Source organism: Listeria rocourtiae subsp. hofi, from assembly GCF_963575615.1.
Taxonomy (GTDB): Bacteria; Bacillota; Bacilli; order Lactobacillales; family Listeriaceae; genus Listeria_A; species Listeria_A hofi.
Window position 1 is genome coordinate 1 of sequence record NZ_CAUYTL010000040.1, and the last position, 18,707, is coordinate 18,707.

At 40.4% G+C, this 18,707-nt stretch carries 14 protein-coding genes, 1 pseudogene and 1 riboswitch; of the genes and pseudogenes, 5 read left to right on the top strand and 10 right to left on the bottom strand.

Annotation, left to right across the window (positions count from 1 at the left end; genetic code table 11):
• The first annotated feature begins 235 nt into the window (after positions 1-235).
• Positions 236-1,621, top strand: coding sequence for an LPXTG cell wall anchor domain-containing protein (locus R8925_RS13795; protein WP_430536373.1), 1,386 nt, complete (start codon positions 236-238; stop codon positions 1,619-1,621).
• Between the two features lie 163 nt (positions 1,622-1,784).
• Here the strand turns inward: R8925_RS13795 and R8925_RS13800 are convergent, their stop codons facing one another.
• Complete coding sequence (locus tag R8925_RS13800) at positions 1,785-2,312, bottom strand: HdeD family acid-resistance protein (protein ID WP_430536374.1); 528 nt, start codon at positions 2,310-2,312, stop codon at positions 1,785-1,787.
• Between the two features lie 311 nt (positions 2,313-2,623).
• A riboswitch (SAM riboswitch) is annotated at positions 2,624-2,721 on the top strand.
• A 108-nt stretch (positions 2,722-2,829) separates the two neighbouring features.
• Here R8925_RS13800 and metX point away from each other — a divergent pair.
• Positions 2,830-3,939, top strand: coding sequence for a homoserine O-acetyltransferase MetX (gene metX, locus R8925_RS13805; RefSeq protein ID WP_430536394.1), 1,110 nt, complete (start codon positions 2,830-2,832; stop codon positions 3,937-3,939).
• A gap of 345 nt (positions 3,940-4,284) precedes the next feature.
• Here the strand turns inward: metX and R8925_RS13810 are convergent, their stop codons facing one another.
• A complete protein-coding gene (locus R8925_RS13810) occupies positions 4,285-4,773 on the bottom strand; it encodes a GyrI-like domain-containing protein (RefSeq protein ID WP_430536375.1) in 489 nt (162 codons plus the stop codon).
• A gap of 189 nt (positions 4,774-4,962) precedes the next feature.
• Between R8925_RS13810 and R8925_RS13815 the strand changes: the two genes are divergently transcribed.
• Entirely contained in the window at positions 4,963-6,552 is a 1,590-nt protein-coding gene (locus tag R8925_RS13815) for a leucine-rich repeat protein (RefSeq protein ID WP_430536376.1), read from the top strand.
• Positions 6,553-6,821: 269 nt separating this feature from the next.
• Here the strand turns inward: R8925_RS13815 and R8925_RS13820 are convergent, their stop codons facing one another.
• A complete protein-coding gene (locus R8925_RS13820; protein ID WP_430536377.1) occupies positions 6,822-7,622 on the bottom strand; it encodes a formate/nitrite transporter family protein in 801 nt (266 codons plus the stop codon).
• 340 nt (positions 7,623-7,962) lie between these two features.
• Between R8925_RS13820 and R8925_RS13825 the strand changes: the two genes are divergently transcribed.
• The gene (locus R8925_RS13825) at positions 7,963-8,745 is read left to right on the top strand and encodes a polysaccharide deacetylase family protein (protein ID WP_430536378.1); all 783 of its coding nucleotides are present in this window, start codon (positions 7,963-7,965) and stop codon (positions 8,743-8,745) included.
• Positions 8,746-9,207: 462 nt separating this feature from the next.
• Here R8925_RS13825 and R8925_RS13830 read toward each other — a convergent pair whose 3' ends face one another.
• Positions 9,208-10,146: a helix-turn-helix domain-containing protein gene (locus tag R8925_RS13830; RefSeq protein WP_430536379.1), complete on the bottom strand. Its 939-nt coding sequence runs from the start codon at positions 10,144-10,146 to the stop codon at positions 9,208-9,210.
• Between the two features lie 129 nt (positions 10,147-10,275).
• On the opposite strand from R8925_RS13830, the gene R8925_RS13835 reads away from it, so the two are divergent.
• On the top strand, positions 10,276-11,655 hold the full coding sequence (locus R8925_RS13835; RefSeq protein ID WP_430536380.1) for a sugar porter family MFS transporter: 1,380 nt from the start codon (positions 10,276-10,278) through the stop codon (positions 11,653-11,655).
• Positions 11,656-11,712: 57 nt separating this feature from the next.
• Here the strand turns inward: R8925_RS13835 and arcC are convergent, their stop codons facing one another.
• The 6 genes and pseudogenes from arcC to allD (R8925_RS13865) form a co-directional block, all read right to left on the bottom strand.
• Positions 11,713-12,672, bottom strand: a complete 960-nt coding sequence (arcC, locus tag R8925_RS13840; protein WP_430536395.1) for a carbamate kinase — start codon at positions 12,670-12,672, stop codon at positions 11,713-11,715.
• Positions 12,673-12,702: 30 nt separating this feature from the next.
• Positions 12,703-13,461, bottom strand: a pseudogene (locus R8925_RS13845) (oxamate carbamoyltransferase subunit AllH family protein); the annotation flags it as partial.
• Positions 13,462-13,478: 17 nt separating this feature from the next.
• On the bottom strand, positions 13,479-14,747 hold the full coding sequence (locus R8925_RS13850; RefSeq protein WP_430536381.1) for a YlbE family protein: 1,269 nt from the start codon (positions 14,745-14,747) through the stop codon (positions 13,479-13,481).
• Positions 14,748-14,768: 21 nt separating this feature from the next.
• Entirely contained in the window at positions 14,769-16,541 is a 1,773-nt protein-coding gene (gene fdrA / locus R8925_RS13855) for an acyl-CoA synthetase FdrA (protein ID WP_430536382.1), read from the bottom strand.
• A 15-nt stretch (positions 16,542-16,556) separates the two neighbouring features.
• Positions 16,557-17,606 carry an ureidoglycolate dehydrogenase gene (allD, locus tag R8925_RS13860; RefSeq protein ID WP_430536383.1) on the bottom strand — a complete coding sequence of 350 codons (1,050 nt, stop codon included), beginning with the start codon at positions 17,604-17,606 and terminating at the stop codon, positions 16,557-16,559.
• 16 nt (positions 17,607-17,622) lie between these two features.
• On the bottom strand, positions 17,623-18,678 hold the full coding sequence (allD, locus tag R8925_RS13865; RefSeq protein ID WP_430536396.1) for an ureidoglycolate dehydrogenase: 1,056 nt from the start codon (positions 18,676-18,678) through the stop codon (positions 17,623-17,625).
• Positions 18,679-18,707: the final 29 nt, after the last annotated feature.

Here is an 18,707-nt window from a genome sequence, read left to right on the forward strand (position 1 = left end):
GAGCTAACAGTTCCTACTGCCAAGCCTGTAGTGGACTTTCACCACCTAGCATTTGCGCATGCTGGGCGCACAAAAATGAACCAGTATCTTTTTATGATACTGGTTTTTTATTACAAATATGTGACAAAAATTTGACAGAATGCGCTTTCTTTTGGAAATGGATACAAATTAATAGTGACAATACGACTAAAACTTAGTATACTAATCGTATTACACAAAAAAGGGAGAGAATTGAATGTCAAAAACAACAAAATTTGCTGGCGGCTTGCTCGCTTGTGGACTAACTTTTTCACTTGCAGCACCAGTATTCGCAGAGGAAGAAACACAAGTACCTGAGGCAATCACAGAAGCAGTAGTGCCAGAAGCTAGTGAAACTACAGAAACAACTCCTGCTACTGATGAAGTAACTACCGCAGAAGAAAACACACCGAAAGCACAATTAAAAACTGCTGTAGCTGTTCAAAAAGAGGACGTATCATTTGTTAAAGATGCTACACCAGCAGTTACTGATTTTGTAACAGCTTCTGATGCAAGCACAACGCTTGCCTACAAAGCAGGAACAGAGCCAAAAACATCGATTGCAGGAACATTCTCAACAACCATAGTTGCAACATTAGCTGATACAACAACACAAGAATTTATTGTTAGCTACACAGTAACAGAACCTGCGAAAGCACCTGTAGAAGCAGCGCCTCTTGCAACTGCAAAAACTAACGTAACGACTGAAATCAATACTGCAATAAAAGATCCAAGTAAATTTGTGACCGCAGCAACTGGTGTAACATTATCATTCGTGAAAGCACCCGTTGTTAACCGTCTAGGCGTACAAACAGTTACAGTTGTTGCTACTGATGGTACAACAACTGAAAATATTCCTGTTAGCTATACAGTTGTTGACACAACAAAACCTGAAATTGAAGTTTATGAAGATGATTTTTACGTAGGCCTTGACGAAGATTGGTATGTTGAAGAACTAGTTGATGCAACCGATAACTCTGGCTTCGTGAAAACCTATTTTGCTAACGGTAGAGAAACATTGGATACATCTAAAGAAGGTACATTCACAGTGGAGGTTATCGCAGAAGACGCTAGTGGTAATACTTCTAGCGTGACGCTGACTTATACTGTTATGGGAGAAGATTTCTACTTCTTTGACGCACCAGTAGTTAATAAAACAAAAACAACATCAACTGACATTTACGGAACTGCAGAACCGCTTACAACTGTATTTATTATTTCTGAAAATGGCGAAGAACTTCTCGGTATGGCTGACGCTGATGAGAATGGCAATTTCCATGCTAAATTAGATGCGGCTCTTGTTAAAGGACAAACTGTTTTCCTAATTAGTATGGATATGGATACTGGTGAGTTCAGTGACGTTTCTGAATTTACATTCCAAGGCGATTCACTCAAAGTTAATCCAGTCGATAACGCTGAAAAGCCAGCAATTGTTCAAACTGTCAAAAAAGCCCCAGTTAAACCTATTGCAGCACCTGCACCAGTGAAAGCAACAACATTAAAAGAACTACCGAAAACAGGAGACAATAGTTCTACTGGTTTGGTATTTGCAGGTTTCCTAGTTTCTGGGCTAGCTGTAGCACTTCTTAGAAAACGTGGATAATTGAATAAAAATTGGTGGGGAATTTACTTCCCTGCCTTTTCTTTTTATCCAACTCTTCACTTATTGTTTCAAAGTTTCATCTTTCTGATAACCTTAGTCCAAATAAAGAAGGCAAAAAATCCAGTCATTGGGATTTTTTTGCCTTTTAATAGTTACATCTATCTTATTTCAGTTTACCAACGAAGAAGAATGTTGCAATGCAGTTGATTCCTTGGACGATAAAAAATGTTCCAACAAGAATAACAATACCGATTGCTCCAACGATTGGATTGAATAGGGAGATGAATCCTAGAATAATTCCTAAAATACCTAGTGTTAACAACCAGCCCCACCCTTGTGCGCCTTCATTTTTAGCAGCAAATGCTCCGATTGTACGCATAATTCCGGCGAATAGAACCCACATACCGAAAACGAGAACGAGTGTGACCGTTCCTTCTAACTGGTCGGCTAATAGCAGGATTCCTAGTAATACGGATAAAATGCCTTCTGCTAATATCCAGCCTGATACTTTTTGTCCGCTACGGTTAGAGAAATATTGGATAATTTGGAACATTCCAAGAATTAACATCAATATTCCGATAAATAATGTGAATGATAGTAGAGAAATTCCTGGGTGAGCAACAAACCAGATTCCTAAACAAATCATTGCGATACCAGCAAGCAATACCAGTATACGTGTAAATGTTTTCATGATATGTAACACTTCCTTTTTTATGATTAGAACTTTTAGGCTCTGTTGCTTATATTACCCTACTTCTATTGATTAAAACACTAATTGTATTGAATAATATTTTATGAATTATGTTTTTAGTCACATTTGGATGATAAAATTAAAATGCAAGCGTAATTTTGATATTTTTTAGTAACTTTTGGAGCGTTACTTAGGAAGATGGCGCTTAAAAAATTCATAATTTGATTGAAGCTCTCTTATGTTAGAAAAATCTGTCTATTATCTTGACAACAGGGCCCAAATCAGTGTATGATAGAACCAATTTAATACGCTTCTTATCAAGAAAGGTGGAGGGACTGGCCCTGTGAAACCTTAGCAACCGGACGTTTGATCACGGTGCTAATTCCAGCAATTTTTGCGAAGATAAGCTGTTGATTGTAGAATCGTTGTTTATTCAACCTCTCCATCTTGACGCTTACTTAGCTCTTGATAGAGAGGTTTTTGTTTGGACTATTTTAAAGAGAGAACAGGTGATTGCATGGGAACGCTTAGACAAATGGAGCTTTTTAAGGAAATACCGTTGACGCTTGAAAATGGGGAGACGATTGGACCAATTGTGGTTGGCTTTGAGACATATGGAGAACTTTCTTTAGCGAAGGATAATTGCATTTTGCTAGAGCATGCTTTGACTGGGACGGCTCACGCGGCAAAACATTTTGGCGATGATGTTGCCGGTTGGTGGGATGATTTTATTGGTGCTGGAAAAACGATTGATCCGGTTGACTATTTTATTGTTTGTACGAATGTGTTTGGGGGCTGTAGTGGAACAACAGGGCCATCTTCTGTAAATCCGAAAACTGGCGCGGAATATCGATTGCATTTTCCAGGTTTTACGATTAAGGATATTATTAAGGTGCAAAAGGAATTATTGGATGCGCTCGGAGTTGTGCATGTCGTTTCGGTAATCGGTGGCTCGATGGGTGGGATGCAGGCAACGCAATGGGCGATTGATTATCCAACAATAACGGGCAGTGTGATAAATTTAGCCTCTCCCTTGGCAGCAAGTCCAGAGGCGATTGGATATAACTTGATTATGCGGATGGCGATTTTGAATGACCCTGATTTTAATGGTGGGGATTATGTTGGGCAACCTGAGGGGGGGCTAGCAACGGCACGGATGGTCGGAATGATGACGTATCGCACAAGTGAATTGTTTTCGAAACGATTTGAGCGATTTACAGTAGCTGATTCTTCCCCTGGCGCTTTTTCGAAAGAGCATTTCCAAGTGGAGTCTTATTTGCAATATCAAGGGGATTCTTTTGTAGAGCGTTTCGATGCGAATAGTTATTTGTATTTGACAAAAGCGATTGATTTGTTTGATGTGACGGTGAACGGCGTGGATGAAAAACCACTGTTTGCAGGTATTCAGATTCCGTATTTGCTAGTAGGTGTGACGAGCGATCAGTTGTTTCGAATTCATGATTTGCGCCGAGATTATGAACTGATGAAGGAATGGGATGTACCAGTGACGTATTATGAAGTGGATTCAGATTATGGACATGATGCTTTTTTGGTCGAAGTAGAGAAATTTCACCCGCTAATTAGTACTTTTTTGACGCAACATTCGATGATAGAATTGAAAAAATAAAACTGGGATAAAACTCATTATCATATAAAATAAGCGAGATATCATCAATCTTTTTTCGAGTAGGATGTGAATCTTGCTTGACAAAAAATCGAGCGAAAGCGTTTATATTCAGGGGATTTCCTAAAGAGCTAACCGTTCTCTTAATTCACGCTTAGATTAGGACTATACATGATGACTGAAAACGCTCGCAACAGAGCCACTAGATCGTTCTCCATTCCTGTCTATCTAAGCATCCTGAAAGAATGCCTACTCGCGATGCAAATAGGCATATTGTGGCTGTAGCGTATCACTTATTCGAACAGCCACAACAATGCGAGCTCTTTTCCAGACTCTTTTATACCAAATTTATTTTCGTATAACCGATATCCAAATCTCACATTCATAGTCATCTGCTCTATTATCTCCGAACCCGTAAACTTCCATCTGAGGTCCTGGTCCTTGTTCGTATTTACTATTTGGCAACCACTCCGTATAGATTTTTTGCCATGTTTGCTGAATTGCATCTGGTAATGAACCTATCGATTGAAACACAGCCCACTGTAGCCCTGGAACTTCCAATTTCCCTATACTACTAGGTAATTCTTCGGTGCTCTCCACTGCAATCCAATAATCCATTTCCTGTTTTAGCGCTTGCTCCTCAGATATGCTACAAATCCCCATATATTTCGTAATCTCTCCATTTCCAAGCTCCTTCAATCGTCCCATTATCCCCTCCGACCAAGATTCTTCCCAAAATTTAGGTATATCAATTAAGTTTTGTCCTTCTTTAAATGAAAAGACTTTTTTGATACCAACAACCTGAAACTCTTCGCGCTTAACAATTTTATAATCCATATCTCCATCCCTTTTCAAAATTTGACTTCTATTTACGTACCTCAAATATACCCTTTTTTCAAACAAAAATTCTTTCCAATACTTGTACCACAAAAAATGCACAAAAATAGAAAAAGAAGTGAGAGACTTTGTTCCTCACTAAAGCTATCATTAAAATATACCAAAATACAAGGAGGACTTTCTATTATTATGAAAAAGTACAGGCTTCTCTTTATTGCACTATTCCTTTTCATGGTGTTGCCTATACTAAGCACGCCAAGCAACGCGGAAGCATCAACGCCAAATTTCACGTCAAGCATTCCGAGTACTGATTACATTGTATTGGAAATTACAGGATCCGCCGCAACTGGAGACCAAGTGTTAAATCACTTGAAAAATATGGATTTGCAAGGGAATAAAATAAAACGGCTGAAAATAATTGGCAATATGACAACAGATGGTAATCAAGGTGTGTTTACCCTATCTGATCTTGAAGAACTCGAATTAGATGGAACAACTGATGTCCCTGCCTTCTTAGCTTATCATGCTTCTAATTTAAAAAAATTGACTGACACGAACAATACAATCAGATCAATCGGTATGTATTCTTTTGCCTATAGTGGCCTTGAAGAAGTCGAACTTAATAGTGTCACGACATTGAATACAGGTGCTTTTAGAGAATGCCAATCACTCATCTCATTCAAAAGTTCTACCCTTCAGAACATGAGTAATTGGGTATTTTCCGGTTGTGCATTATTGACTATCTTTGAAGCAGCAAATTTGTCTGGACAATTGGTAAGTTCTTCATTGGAAAACACAAATATTGATACACTTGATTTGCCCAACATAACAGCTGTTTCGCCTTGGACCCCAATAAAAGACCTTAAAAACTTACGTGTGCTAAACTTAAACAGCATTTCAATAGCTCCTAGAAATTTTCTGAGTGCAATTGGTTCTGAGCGGTTAGAATATGTAGCAATTAAAAATGTAACCAATATTGAGCAACCGGATGTATTTGCTACTGGGAACACTAATATCTCCAACCTTTTGATTCATATTTCTGATAAAATAAACTTTGACAGTATTGATGAAACAAGCTTACATGCTAATACTGTTGTTGCCTTTCCAAAAGCCTCCACTGAACAATCCGTAAACGAAGGGGAACCGTTAACCATCTCTGCCTTCGCTTTTAAAACAGCACCAACAACAAATGTCACATTCCAGTGGTTTAAAAATAACCTATTGCTTGCAACAACACCATCATTATTAGTGACCTCAGAGGCACTATCGACACATTCTGGAACAATCACATCTCGCTTCTTTATCAATAATCAACCTACACCAGCTAATTGGCCCAGTTCTGAAGAGCATATCGTCAACATCCTAAGCGCTGGCACGATTGGCTTTGAGGTAGTGAATCCCTTCTTTTCATTTGAAGACTTTGCAATTTCCGATCGTGATACTTTGGTGAAGCGAAAAAACTCTTCTACAGGTATTTTCATACGAGACGAGCGTTTTAATAAAAGCAATTGGGAAGTTCATGCGAAAATCAAAGCTCCTTTAACTGACCTGAATTCAGAAAGAACGCTTGACAGTGCTTTAGTTTACATTAATGAAACAGGCAACAAAACATCGCTAACTAATGAATCCCTTCCAGTCTATAAAAGTAGCTCTAAGAACAATACTACTGAAATTCAGTGGGAGCAAAATCAAGGAATCTTATTAAACATCATAAGCCAACAAGCTTTTGTTGGTCATTTTAGTACGGAGATCCAGTGGGAACTCGTTCTCGCACCATAGAATAATGGGGAGGTATCCTTTCAAAATACTTAGAATAAAGGTAGGTGATGATTGGATAGTCCTACTATACAGGGAAGTTTCGCTTTACTTCTAATCATAGCCAAAGATAGGGTTACCTTCCCGTTTTTAATCACCCTGTACACTTTTCACTAATTTCCTTGGATATAGACGCTTTTACTTGATTTCTGTAAAGCAAGATAAAAATCGTCCTACTCCAATAATGAGTAAGACGATTTTTATCTTGCTTATCGTTTTGTCCTGAGCTGTTTTTAATCTTTATAAATTGATTTCGTTTTATTGAGCCATGCATAACCCAGACCCATTACTAAGCCACCACCAACGTAATTTCCAAGTAAGGCTAAGGATAGGTTCGTTGATACGCTGCTCCAAGTCATGGCGTCTAAGTGACCACCTGAGGCAAAGAATGCTAGCGAGAATGACGAGAAGTTGGCGATAACGTGCTCGAAACCTAGGAAAGCAAAGATGAAAATGATGAATACCATTGCGAAAATTTTTCCTGCATCATCTTTCATCCGCATCGTACAAATAACCGCTGTATTAACGACAATATTTGCGAAAATTGCTTCAATAAAAATCTGTAAAGGTTCTTTTTCGAGTTTACCGGTAACGGCTGTAAATAAGAAATGATCGGCTGGTAACGCGTGGAATGCTGATGTAAGTGACATCAAGTAGCCGGCAAGGATACCACCAATTAAATTGCAAAATATACAAAGAAATAAAATACCTAAAGCTTTGCCAGGTTTAATAATTTTTTGATAAACACCTGTTGTCATGTACATCATATTACTTGTACCGAGCTCGGCATTCATATAAATAATCATGACTAGTGACCAGCTGAACATAAATGCATAAACAATTTTTCCAAGTCCGTGTGCAAAGTGATCGACCTTATCACCAATCATCACCGCAACGGCCGTTCCGAGCGTTAAAAATAAACAGGCCAATATAGCGCGGAAAATATACCGAATGACACTATTTTGCACGAGATCGATTTTTTTACGCGTACTATAGTCGACTTTCTGCATCAATGTACTATTTTCTGAATCCAAATTCTTCATCTCCATTAATCAGTTTTCATAACTCCACAACCTTACCATTGTAGCACGAAATAGACGCTTTGAAAATAACCATTTTGATGATAATGAAATGATTTCATAGTTTTTCTGAAAAGTTACTGAAATCGACATATTTTTTAATGAATCTAGTCTATAATTCCCACTGTAGCAACTACCTAAACATAAAAATGGATTGCTGCGACCCGTTTGATTATTCTAGTTTCTTTATCTTATGCAAATATTATAGAACCTTTATAAATTTCTTTAGATATTATTGTTAACATAAAACCACGCTATCACTTCAATAAATCCAAATTAAGATGGAGGTAAGCAAATGAAAAAAAAGATTATCATTATATCATCAATTCTGTTACTCATCCCCTGCTTAGTTGTTGGAATTTCTTTATTTCTAAAAAGCCCCGATGTTGCAAAAGTAGAAAAAAAATCGCGTAAACAAGAAACACTACCGCATCAAGCACCAAAGCAAGTACCAACAAAAAGTAAGCAAAAAATCGCATATTTGACCATTGATGATGGGCCAACAAAGCATTTGTCAGAAATTGTAGCTGCACTAAAAAAAGAAAACGTAAAAGCTACTTTTTTTCTCGTTGGTAATAATATTACTGGTGACCGCAAAAAAGAAGTCAAAGAAGCCGCAGAGGCAGGTCATAGTATAGGTATGCACAGTATGACACACGATTCGAAAAAACTATACAAAAAAGGGCAATTTATCCCAGAAATGAAACAAGAATCTACACTAATTAATGGCCTTTTAGGTAAGCAGATTAAGTTAATTCGAGCACCTTACGGAAGTACATATTTAAACTCGACACAAATAAAAAAAGTAAAGGAAGAAAAGTATCGCTTACTTGATTGGAATATCGATAGTGAAGATTGGCGACATAAAGGTCAACCACAAAAAATAGTAGCCTCTGTTAAGGAACGACTCGATAAATTTCATAAAATATCACCTGTTATTTTAGTGCATGAAACAGAGGATACTTTAAAGGCAATCCCAGGTTTAATAAAAGCTATTCGCGAAAAAGGTTTTGAGCCAATGCCTTATTTTGAAGATAACGACTTCCATATGAATTTTATCAAGGACGATGGTTTGTAAACTAGGTAAACCCCCTTACTCTGCTTAGGAGAGTACTTCTTAAAACACACAACAAAAACCACTGCAGAAAAGGGAGTAACCGCAGTGGTCAAAAAAGGGAGTTTGGGATTTTCATTCTTCAGGGGAAAGTATGAAAATTTATTTGCTTATAGGTACATATTAAACTTGGAAGAAAAAAATGAGCTGTGAGTTAGGTTAGAAATTGATGAAAATAATTTTTAACTTAATGAGATATATCAATAATAGAAGCTTAATTTATACATAATAAACATTTTTCGCGTACGATGATTCTAACTATCTTATCGAGATTTCTCCAAAATAGCAAGATAGTCTATTAATGAGAATAAAATCATGTATGAAAGCGGAAAATAAAAATGATAAAATACAGTTAAGTAAGCGCTAACTTTAAATAGACTGTAAAAAATCATTCTAACAAACGCAACATTGTAGTTTTAGCTACTACTAGATTTGGGGCTTGAATAATTGATTGATTTTCTCTAGACTTTGCGTTTTAGAGAAAATATATTGATTGTTCGTCACATCTTGTTTTAGTGTGTTCACTTGGTTCGGACAATCTTGATTCTGCTTTCGAAACATTTTGGGACTTACCCCGTAAAAGCGTTGAAAGGAGCTATTTAGATAACGAAGATCAGAGAACCCACACAGACCACAAATCGTTAAAAGTGTGCTTTCTGTATGAATTAATAAATATTTCGCTTTCTCACATCGGAGAAGATTGAGATACTCTTGGAACGTCACACCAAAATTTTCATGAAAAAAGTGAGATAAATAAGTAAATGAGAGCGCTTCTATTTTTGCAATATCAGAAAGTAACAGCTTTTCTTGATAATGTTTGGAGATATAGTCACTTATTCTTTTGATTCTTTCAAGCTTTAATAGTAGTTGATCTTTTTTTTCTTCCTTCATTTGTTTATATGGGACAAGTTTCATCAAATCAAACATAATAATGGAGGAAAAACCATGACACAGCAATGAAAAATTTTCTTCCTCTTTAAAATAAGCTTGACTGGCTACTACGATATTTTCTAACAAACGTCTACCTGTTTCGGAGTTTTCTAAAACGATAGGCGTTGTATCGAAATATACTTCATTGATTTGAGGAAAAAAAGCTTCGAAAATCTTAGGAGAAAATTGAAAAATTAATAGCAATGCGGAGTTTTTCGAATGCAGTTCGTGTAATTGACAGGAGTTTAGAACAATAAAGTCACCTTTTTTCAATAAAATATTCTTGTTATTTGTCACAATGTTTAAAGCACCGCTCAACAAGTACACGATTTCGATATCCATATGTAAATGAGTGCTACGATAATGCATCTCGATCAAAAAAACATGAATATCTTGCACTTTACTATGTTCAATCAGTTCGAATTCATTTGGCATGTTCCTTCCCTCCTCAATATTCTTACTATAAGCGAAATTGAAAGCGGAAGCAATATATAATTTTTATCATCAAAGGAGGAAAGGAATAGCGCAATCATTATTTATACTACTTAAAATGGGGGATATTTTATGAGATTATCAAAAAACTTGATTTATTTCTTTGGGGCTTTAGGAGGATTACTATTTGGTTATGATACAGGCGTTATTGCAGGGGCACAAATTTTTATTCAAGACGAGCTCCAGTTAAGCAATGGCGAAATAGGGTTTGTCGTTAGTTGTATTTTGATTGGTGCGGTTGTAGGTGCAGTATTAATTTCACCATTATCTGATAGGTATGGACGTAAGAAAATGGTGATTTTGACAGCTTTCATCTTTTTTGTAGGAGCGTTAGGTAGTGCCTTGTCACCAGATGTTTTGACTTTGATTATTTCTCGGATGTTCTTAGGGATAGCTGTTGGTGGTGCTAGTGCGCTTGTTCCAATGTATTTGGCCGAATTGGCACCTGCTAATCAGCGAGGAAGCTTATCATCTTTAAATCAATTGATGATTATGATTGGAATGTTGCTCGCTTATATCGCGAATTACGTTTGGCGCGATTCACCTATTGGATGGGAATTGATGTTAGGTTTTGCAGCAGTACCAGCGCTCATTCTTTTTATCGGTGGGATTTTATTGCCTGAGTCGCCACGTTACTTAGTAAAAGTGGGCAAACAGGAAGAAGCAGAAGAAATCTTACTGAACATCCGCAGTAAATCAGAGGCGGAGGCAGAAATCCGTGAAATTGAAGAGCAAAGCCATATCGAGAAAGGTCGCTTAAAAGATGTCTTTTCAAAATGGGTACGTCCATCGGTCATTGCGGCTTTTGGCTTAGCTATCTTGCAACAGTGGATGGGATGTAATACGGTCTTTTACTATGCGCCACGTATTTTAATGAGCGGTGGAACGGACGCTACTTCGGCGATTCAGACGCAAATTTTTCTAGGTATTTTTTATGTTATTGTAACTGCCGTCGCTGTGTCGTTGATGGATCGCTTTGACCGGAGAAAAGTTCTGATGGTCGGGGCTTTGGCGATGGGGATTTCGTTCTTTGCCTTATCTGCAGCCTTCCATTTAGAAGCAGATAAACCTGGATTCCATCTGTTCACCTTTATTTTCCTTGCCACTTATATTTCAAGTTTTTGTGCGACTTGGGGACCGGTTATGTGGGTCATGATTGGAGAAATCTTCCCATTGCAAATTCGTGGTTTAGCAGTTGGTATCGCGTCACTAGTGAACTGGGTAGCTAACTGGACAGTTTCTGTTAGTTTTCCGGTTTTAGAAGAAACGATAGGAAATGTAACACTATTTATTATTTTCGGATTGGTTTGCTTAGCAGCGGTATTCTTTGTTAAACGTTTTGTATTCGAGACGCGAGGTTATACATTAGAAGAGATTGAAGAAGCGTTAGTGAAAAATGAGACCAAAGCATTGAATGATAAAAGCAGGACCAGCGTAGCTAAAGCAATTTAGAGCGCATTAAAAAGATCAACTAGCTCAGGCAGGCTAGTTGATCTTTTTAAATTCTATTTAAGCGTTTACTGTACTTTTTTCAGGTAGAATCCTTGTTCCCGCACGGCCTGCTAACGCTTCGACTGCTGCATCTAGCGAGCAAATGATGGCTTCTTTTCCAGATTCAGCAAATGCGATTGCTGCTTCCATTTTGGGACCCATACTGCCATCTGCGAAATGGCCTTCTGTCATGTACTCTTTCGCTTCTTTAACAGGCACACCCTCTAGTTTTTGCTGATTTGGCTCACCAAAATGTAAGTAAACATTTGTTACGTCCGTTAGAATCATGAAAACGTCTGCTTCGACTTGTTCGGATAAGCGTAACGCGGAACGGTCTTTGTCAATGACTGCTTCGACGCCTTTTAGGTCGCCTTCTTCGTTTTGAACAACAGGGATCCCGCCTCCGCCTGTTGAAATCACAACGGTATCCGTGGCTACGAGCTGCTTAATCGCTTCGACACCGTGGATTTTTTGTGGTTGTGGAGATGGAACAACACGACGATATCCTCGACCTGCATCTTCTGCCATTTCCCAGCCTTTTTCAGCGGAGAGTTCTACCGCTTCTTCGCGTGTATAGAAAACACCGATTGGCTTTGTTGGGCTTTGGAATGCAGGATCGCTAGCGCTAACTTCAGTTTGTGTTAAAAGCGTGATAACGTTTGTTGATAGTTTTTTGCGTGCGAGCTCGTTTTTTAGTGATTGTTCCATCATGTAACCGATGAAGCCTTGTGATTCTGCGCTACATGCGTCGATTGGAAGCGCTGGAACGTATTCTTTGGCTTCTTCGTTTTGACGTAAAATATTGCCGACTTGCGGGCCGTTTCCGTGTGTGACGATGACTTTGTGCCCTGCTTCTGTGATTTCTGCGATTTTGGCACAGCTATCTTCTACGTTTTTTAATTGGTTTTCAAATGTTGCCTCTTGATTCGGCTGCAAGATTGCATTGCCCCCAAGTGCGATAACGACGCGTTTTCCCATTGAAAATTCCTCCTTTATTGCGAGTGCGACACCAGCTATCGTGTCTATCCCCGACGTATGACCATTTTGATAAATTTGTTCGATGATTTTCTTCGTCTCAGCGCCAGTTTGGAACGCTTTGTATAGGGCTATCAATAGCTCACTAAATTCGTCTTGCAATGCGTACTTTAGATAGGTCAAGCTAATGTCAGTAGTTAATATCTCTGTCTCGATTAGTTTTGTAAGTACAGATTTAAAAGTCACGCTCACTTTTCCATTGAGCAAAATACCGACTAGCATATCGTCGCCTGATGGTGTTAAACCGTTGCCACGACCTATAAAGTAGCGTAGCGTTTGCTCGATAAATACCGCATCTGTACTTTGTATTGCTTTTGCTAGGTCGTGCGTTTTCGGTTGGATCAGCCATTCTCCGATTGTAATATCGAGCCCAGTTTTTTTCTCGGTCGTTAAAGATAAAGGGCTCGGATGAATGTCCACTTTCTCGCGCTTACAGATATATTGTTCTATGTCCACGAGTTTTATTTGAAAATTTGGATGAAGAAGTGTGCCAGCATCAAATTGAAAAACCTCATTGATTTGGATTGTTGCGATAAGTGCGGAAACGTCGTTATTTGTGAGCTGAATCGCGAACGGTAATCGGCCATTTTTTGCCGTGCCTATAAAGATACGTTCTTCTTCGCATTCCAAGTTAAAACCATTCGTAAAAATACTATGAACGCGCCATACCTTGCGATTAGCTAGTAATTTAGCAACATTTTGTGCCATACTCAGCGCTTTGATTATCGGCATCCTTCTTCACCTCCTTGTTATACAGTTAAACCTAATTTTTTTGCATAAGCTGTAATTGCTTTTTCAAAACAGGCAACTGGTGGGTTTACAGTTCCGGCACCGATTTGGCCGATTCCAGCTTTTTTATGAGCGATACCAGTGTTAATGACTGGTGTAATGCCTGTTTCAACTACTTTACGAGCATCGATTCCGAGACAAATTCCTTGGAAATCCCATGTTGGGACGGTAAAATTCGGATTTTGATCGATGACGATTTCCAGCATTTCGTTACTTGTTTTTAGGGCATCACCAAATCCGCCAGTACCGACAAAGCGGGTCACAGCAGGTGCTGCAATCATTGCCATGCCGCCAACGCCAAATGTTTCTGTAATGGCACTGTCTCCGATATCAGGATTCGCGTCTTCACCAGAATAGCCGGTGAAATAAAGACCTTGTGGCGTGTTGACGGGCGCTGTGAACCACTCGTCTCCCATGCCACTGATGCGAATTCCAAAATTTTCGCCGTTACGACACATCGCTGTTACAATTGTGCCCTCTTGAATCATCCGCGCGCCGTCCATCACCGCTTTTGCAGATGCCATCATAATATTTAAGAAAAATTGATCAGTATCTGCAAGGAATTTGATAACCTCTTGGCGTTCTTTTTCATCGATATCTAGGCTCACAATGATTGGGCTTACTTCTTTCAAAAATACAAGAGAAGCCGCGATATTGCGTTGATGGAATTCGTCTCCCATTGCAATTGCTTTTGCCACGATAACGTTTAAATTCATTCCTTCTTCAAGTGTTTGGAGCGCCTTGCTAAGCACTGGGCCAAGTACATCACGCATCCAGCGCAAGCGATTCACAACTTCTTCTGAGTAAGCACCGAAACGTAGGACCGCGCCAATACCTTCGTTCATCGTACAATAAGCGCGATTGCCGTCTGTGCGGTTTTCCACGACAACAACAGGCATATTTGCTGATGTAATACCACCCATTGGTCCAACTGCGTCCACGTGATGACACGGCATAAACGTTACGTCCCCACGATCAAGCATCGCACGCGCATCATTTTCATTATCTGCCCATTCCTCAAATAAAGCAGCACCGACACAAGAACCTTGCATGGGACTCGTCATATTTTCCCATTTAATCGGAGGGCCCGCGTGAAGTAATACCTTTCCTTCATTTAACTCAGCAATTACAGATTTAGCAGGTACAACGTCGAGTAAAAATGGTGCTGAGGCAACGATTTTATCCGCCACTGCGCGGTTTGCTGCATCAATAGTCTGGTAATTTGTCATTGTTTTTCCTCCTTTAAAAATTTATTTCATATCCGCTGTTTCAGCACGATAACTATTCAAAAATTGCAATACTTTTTGTAGTTCAGGGTTTCCACCAGCTACTGGGCGCCAGTCAAATTGCACTACACGTCCGCCGGTTTCTGTAATCGCTTCGGCAAAACTTTTCAGACCGACATTGATGACACGAGGTTGTTTCGCAAGCAAGTTTAACATCGCCTCTGATGCTTCTGAAACTGGTACTTCCGCTCCTGCTTCCACATCTTTCATCGCTTTATCAGCTTCTTCCACAGTATGACCAACAATTGCAAGTGCCGTTCTCACCGCTTCATTGTTACTATCTTTCACGATAACACCTGCATCAGTCAACGTTTGGCGCTGCTCATTGTAATCTTGCGGGTCTTGAAGCGTTCCACATACTGTTCCAATCACAGCTAATTCGCGCCCTGCTGCTTTCGCTTTTGCAATAACATCTTTAATCGCTGGTGCCAATTGCCCCGCCATGTCTTCATGTGAGCCATAACCAAGCACTACATCGAGCAAAATAACTGCTGTTTCCGGATCATTTGCCGCGTCCTCAATAAATGCAATCCGTTTTTCAGGGTCAATCATCGGATGCGGTTTACCTTGCGTATAAATATCATCACCGAGATCGATAACTTCATGGCCTTCTGTTTTCAAAATGTAGCCATCTTGCTTGATTAAGCCTTCTTTTAACTGTAAGGCATCTGCAACAAGCATTGCCGCTTCCGATGCTAACGTTCCGCCAGAATAGTAGCCTTTGATATGTTTTTGTTCTGGAGTTAAATGAATGTTAGGCGTTACAATTTCTGTTTCTACAGCTGTTACCGCCTCACCTTTTGCTAAGGCAACAGCAATACGCGCTGTTTCTTCAAGCGTATAGGCATGATATAAATTCGCCTCATGATACGTCGGTTTTTCACCTAAGAAGATTGTCACGGCTGGTTTTGTAATCGTGCGCAATAATGCTAAAACTTTATCACGAATCGCTTTTGCAGGTGGTTTGGAAATTACGACAATCACGTCTGTATCGGCTTGTTCCTCAAGCGCTGCGATTGCGTCCAGCATTGTGATTCCACCAACTGTTTCTGATAAATCACGACCACCAGTTCCAATCGCATTCGTCACGCCACCGCCAAGACGATCAATAATTGTAGAAACTTCTTGAATGCCCGTACCAGATGCACCAACAATACCAATATTTCCTGGTTTTACAACATTCGTAAACGCCATTGGAATCCCATTTACGATACCAGTTCCACAATCCGGTCCCATCACTAGAAGCCCTTTGTCATGCGCTTTTTGCTTTAATCGCAATTCCTCTTCAATCGGCATATTATCACTAAAAATAAACGCGTGCAAGCCTTCATCAAGCGCCCGATCCGCTTCCGCAGCAGCGTATGTACCCGGAATGGAGATAAGTGCCATATTTGCATCTGGATCAAGCTTCATCGCTTTATCCCAAGTCCGCGCCGTTTCCGTCGCAGTGCTACTTTCCTTCGTTGCCTGACTCGCTAGGAATGCGTCTACTTCCGCCAAAATCTCATCGATTTTTGAAGCATCTTCCGTGTCTACAACTATCGCCATATCGTTCGCCGACGCCGCTTCCAACTCCTCCGTACGCAACCCCGATGTTCCGAAAATATCTTTATTCGCAGGTGTTCCCATCATAATCGAGACGCGGTTAACCCCGTCAATCGTTGACACTTTATTCGTAAGTAGCATCAAAACAACCGAATCTTGATACGCATTTTCTTTAATAATCGTGTGTAACATCGTGCTCACCTCTCCTTATTCCGCAAATTTATTTTTTCCATCATAATTATCAAAATGAATCGCATCCGAAATCAAATATTCGTAAATATCATCTACAATCTCGATGCCATCTTTCTCGTAAGCCGCTTCACGCAACCGTCCACGCTCACCAGGATAATACACCCGATCTACTCCCGGCGCTGGTTTAACCGCCGTCACTTCATCAAGAACCTCCGACATATTCGCCTTAAACGCCTCGATATCCGTAAAGAATGCCGGATTAATAACGATATGCAATTGCCCCAAATCGCGCCCCTTCGAAAGATCAGCATACATCGAACTTACATGTTTCCCAAATGGCAATCCGAGCAAAATTCCAGATAAAACGTCCACCATCATCATTAAACCGTATCCTTTTGGTCCAGCGATTGGCAATAGCGCGTTCACCTTCGTAGGATCCGTCGTCGGCGCGCCATCAGCATCTACCGCCCAAGTCGGCGGAATTGATTCTCCGCGCGATCTCGCATGAAGCACTTTACCCCAAGCCTGAACCGTCGTCGCCATGTCAAATGTCAGCATTCTCCCGTCATCGGTTGGCGCTGCAAACGCAATTGGGTTTGTTCCAAAATAATCTTCCGCACCACCAAACGGTACTACCATCGGGTCCGACTGACAGACAGAAAGCGCTACAAAATCACAACTCGCCGCCTGTTCTACAAAATAAGCCAGCGCACCGCTGTGCGACATGTTTTTCACGCCTACAACCGCGACACCATTTTTGCCAGCAATCCGGATTGCTTCTTCCATTGCCCGTTTCGCCGCAACATGTCCAGAGCCATTATCTCCGTGGAAAATGCCACTCGTTGGTCCCGTCTGCTCAAAACGGAAATCCGGACGATTCGTAATACCACCTTTGGCAATACGCTCCGAATAATACTCGACACGAACCGCGCCATGCGAATGAATTCCACGCGCATCCGCAAACGCCAACACATCAGCAACAATATTCGCGTGTTCTTCCGTCAAACCAGCCCGCTCTATTTTTGTTTGAATTAGCTGGTGCAAATCTTTCTTTGAAACTCGCATTCTGCCTGCCACCTTCCTAGTCTTGCTTCGCGAACAATCCCGCGCTATCATACTGATCAAAATGAACCGTATCACTAATTAAATAATCATACACATCTTTCACAATTGGAATACCAACCTCTGCATAGTCCGTTTCTACAATTTCCGCTAACTCACCTGGATACAATACTTGATCAAACCCTGGCGCTGCTTTTGTTGCATGTAATTCATCTACCATTTGTGCAATATTTTGCTTAAACTCCTTCAAAGATGTGAAAAAGGCTGGGTTAATCACGATGTGTAATTGCCCTAAATTGCGTCCCTTCGTCAAATCGGTGTACATCGAAGACACCCGTTTTCCAAATGGTAAACCAAGCAGGATACCCGATAAAATATCAACCATCATCATTAAGCCATACCCTTTTGGCCCCGCTACTGGAAGCAGAGCATTGACTTGATTTGGATCCGTCGTTGGCTCGCCGTTCGCATCCACTGCCCAAGTCGGCGGAATATCCACACCTTTAGAGCGAGCGTCTAAAATTTTGCCCCATGCTTGAACCGTCGTCGCCATATCAAAAATGACTGGGCCAGCGTCCATTCGTGGCGCTGAAAATGCAATCGGATTCGTTCCAAAGTAAGGCTCAGCGCCTCCAAATGGCACTACCATAGGGTCCGACTGACAAACTGAAATCGCAACCATATCTTTTTCCGCGGCCTGTTTCACAAAATAAGCAAGCGCGCCGCTGTGTCCCATTTGATGCACACCAACAATCCCAATTCCGGTCTCTTGCGCTAAACCAATGGCTTCGTCCATCGCAAGGCGCGCCGCCACATGTCCAACACCGTTATCCGCTTCAAAAATACCCGAACTCGGTCCCGTCTTATTAAATCGGAAATTCGGCGCAAGCGTTGTACCACCTTTGGCAATTCGTTCCGCATAATAATCTACGCGAACCGCACCATGTGAGTGAATTCCACGCGCATCAGCAAATGCTAACGAATCTGCGACACCGTCTGCATGTTCTTTCGAAAGGCCTGCTGCTTCTAATTTTTTTTGAATTAAATCATGTAAATCATGTTTTCTTACTCGAATCATTTGTGGCTCTTTCACACCAATTCCCT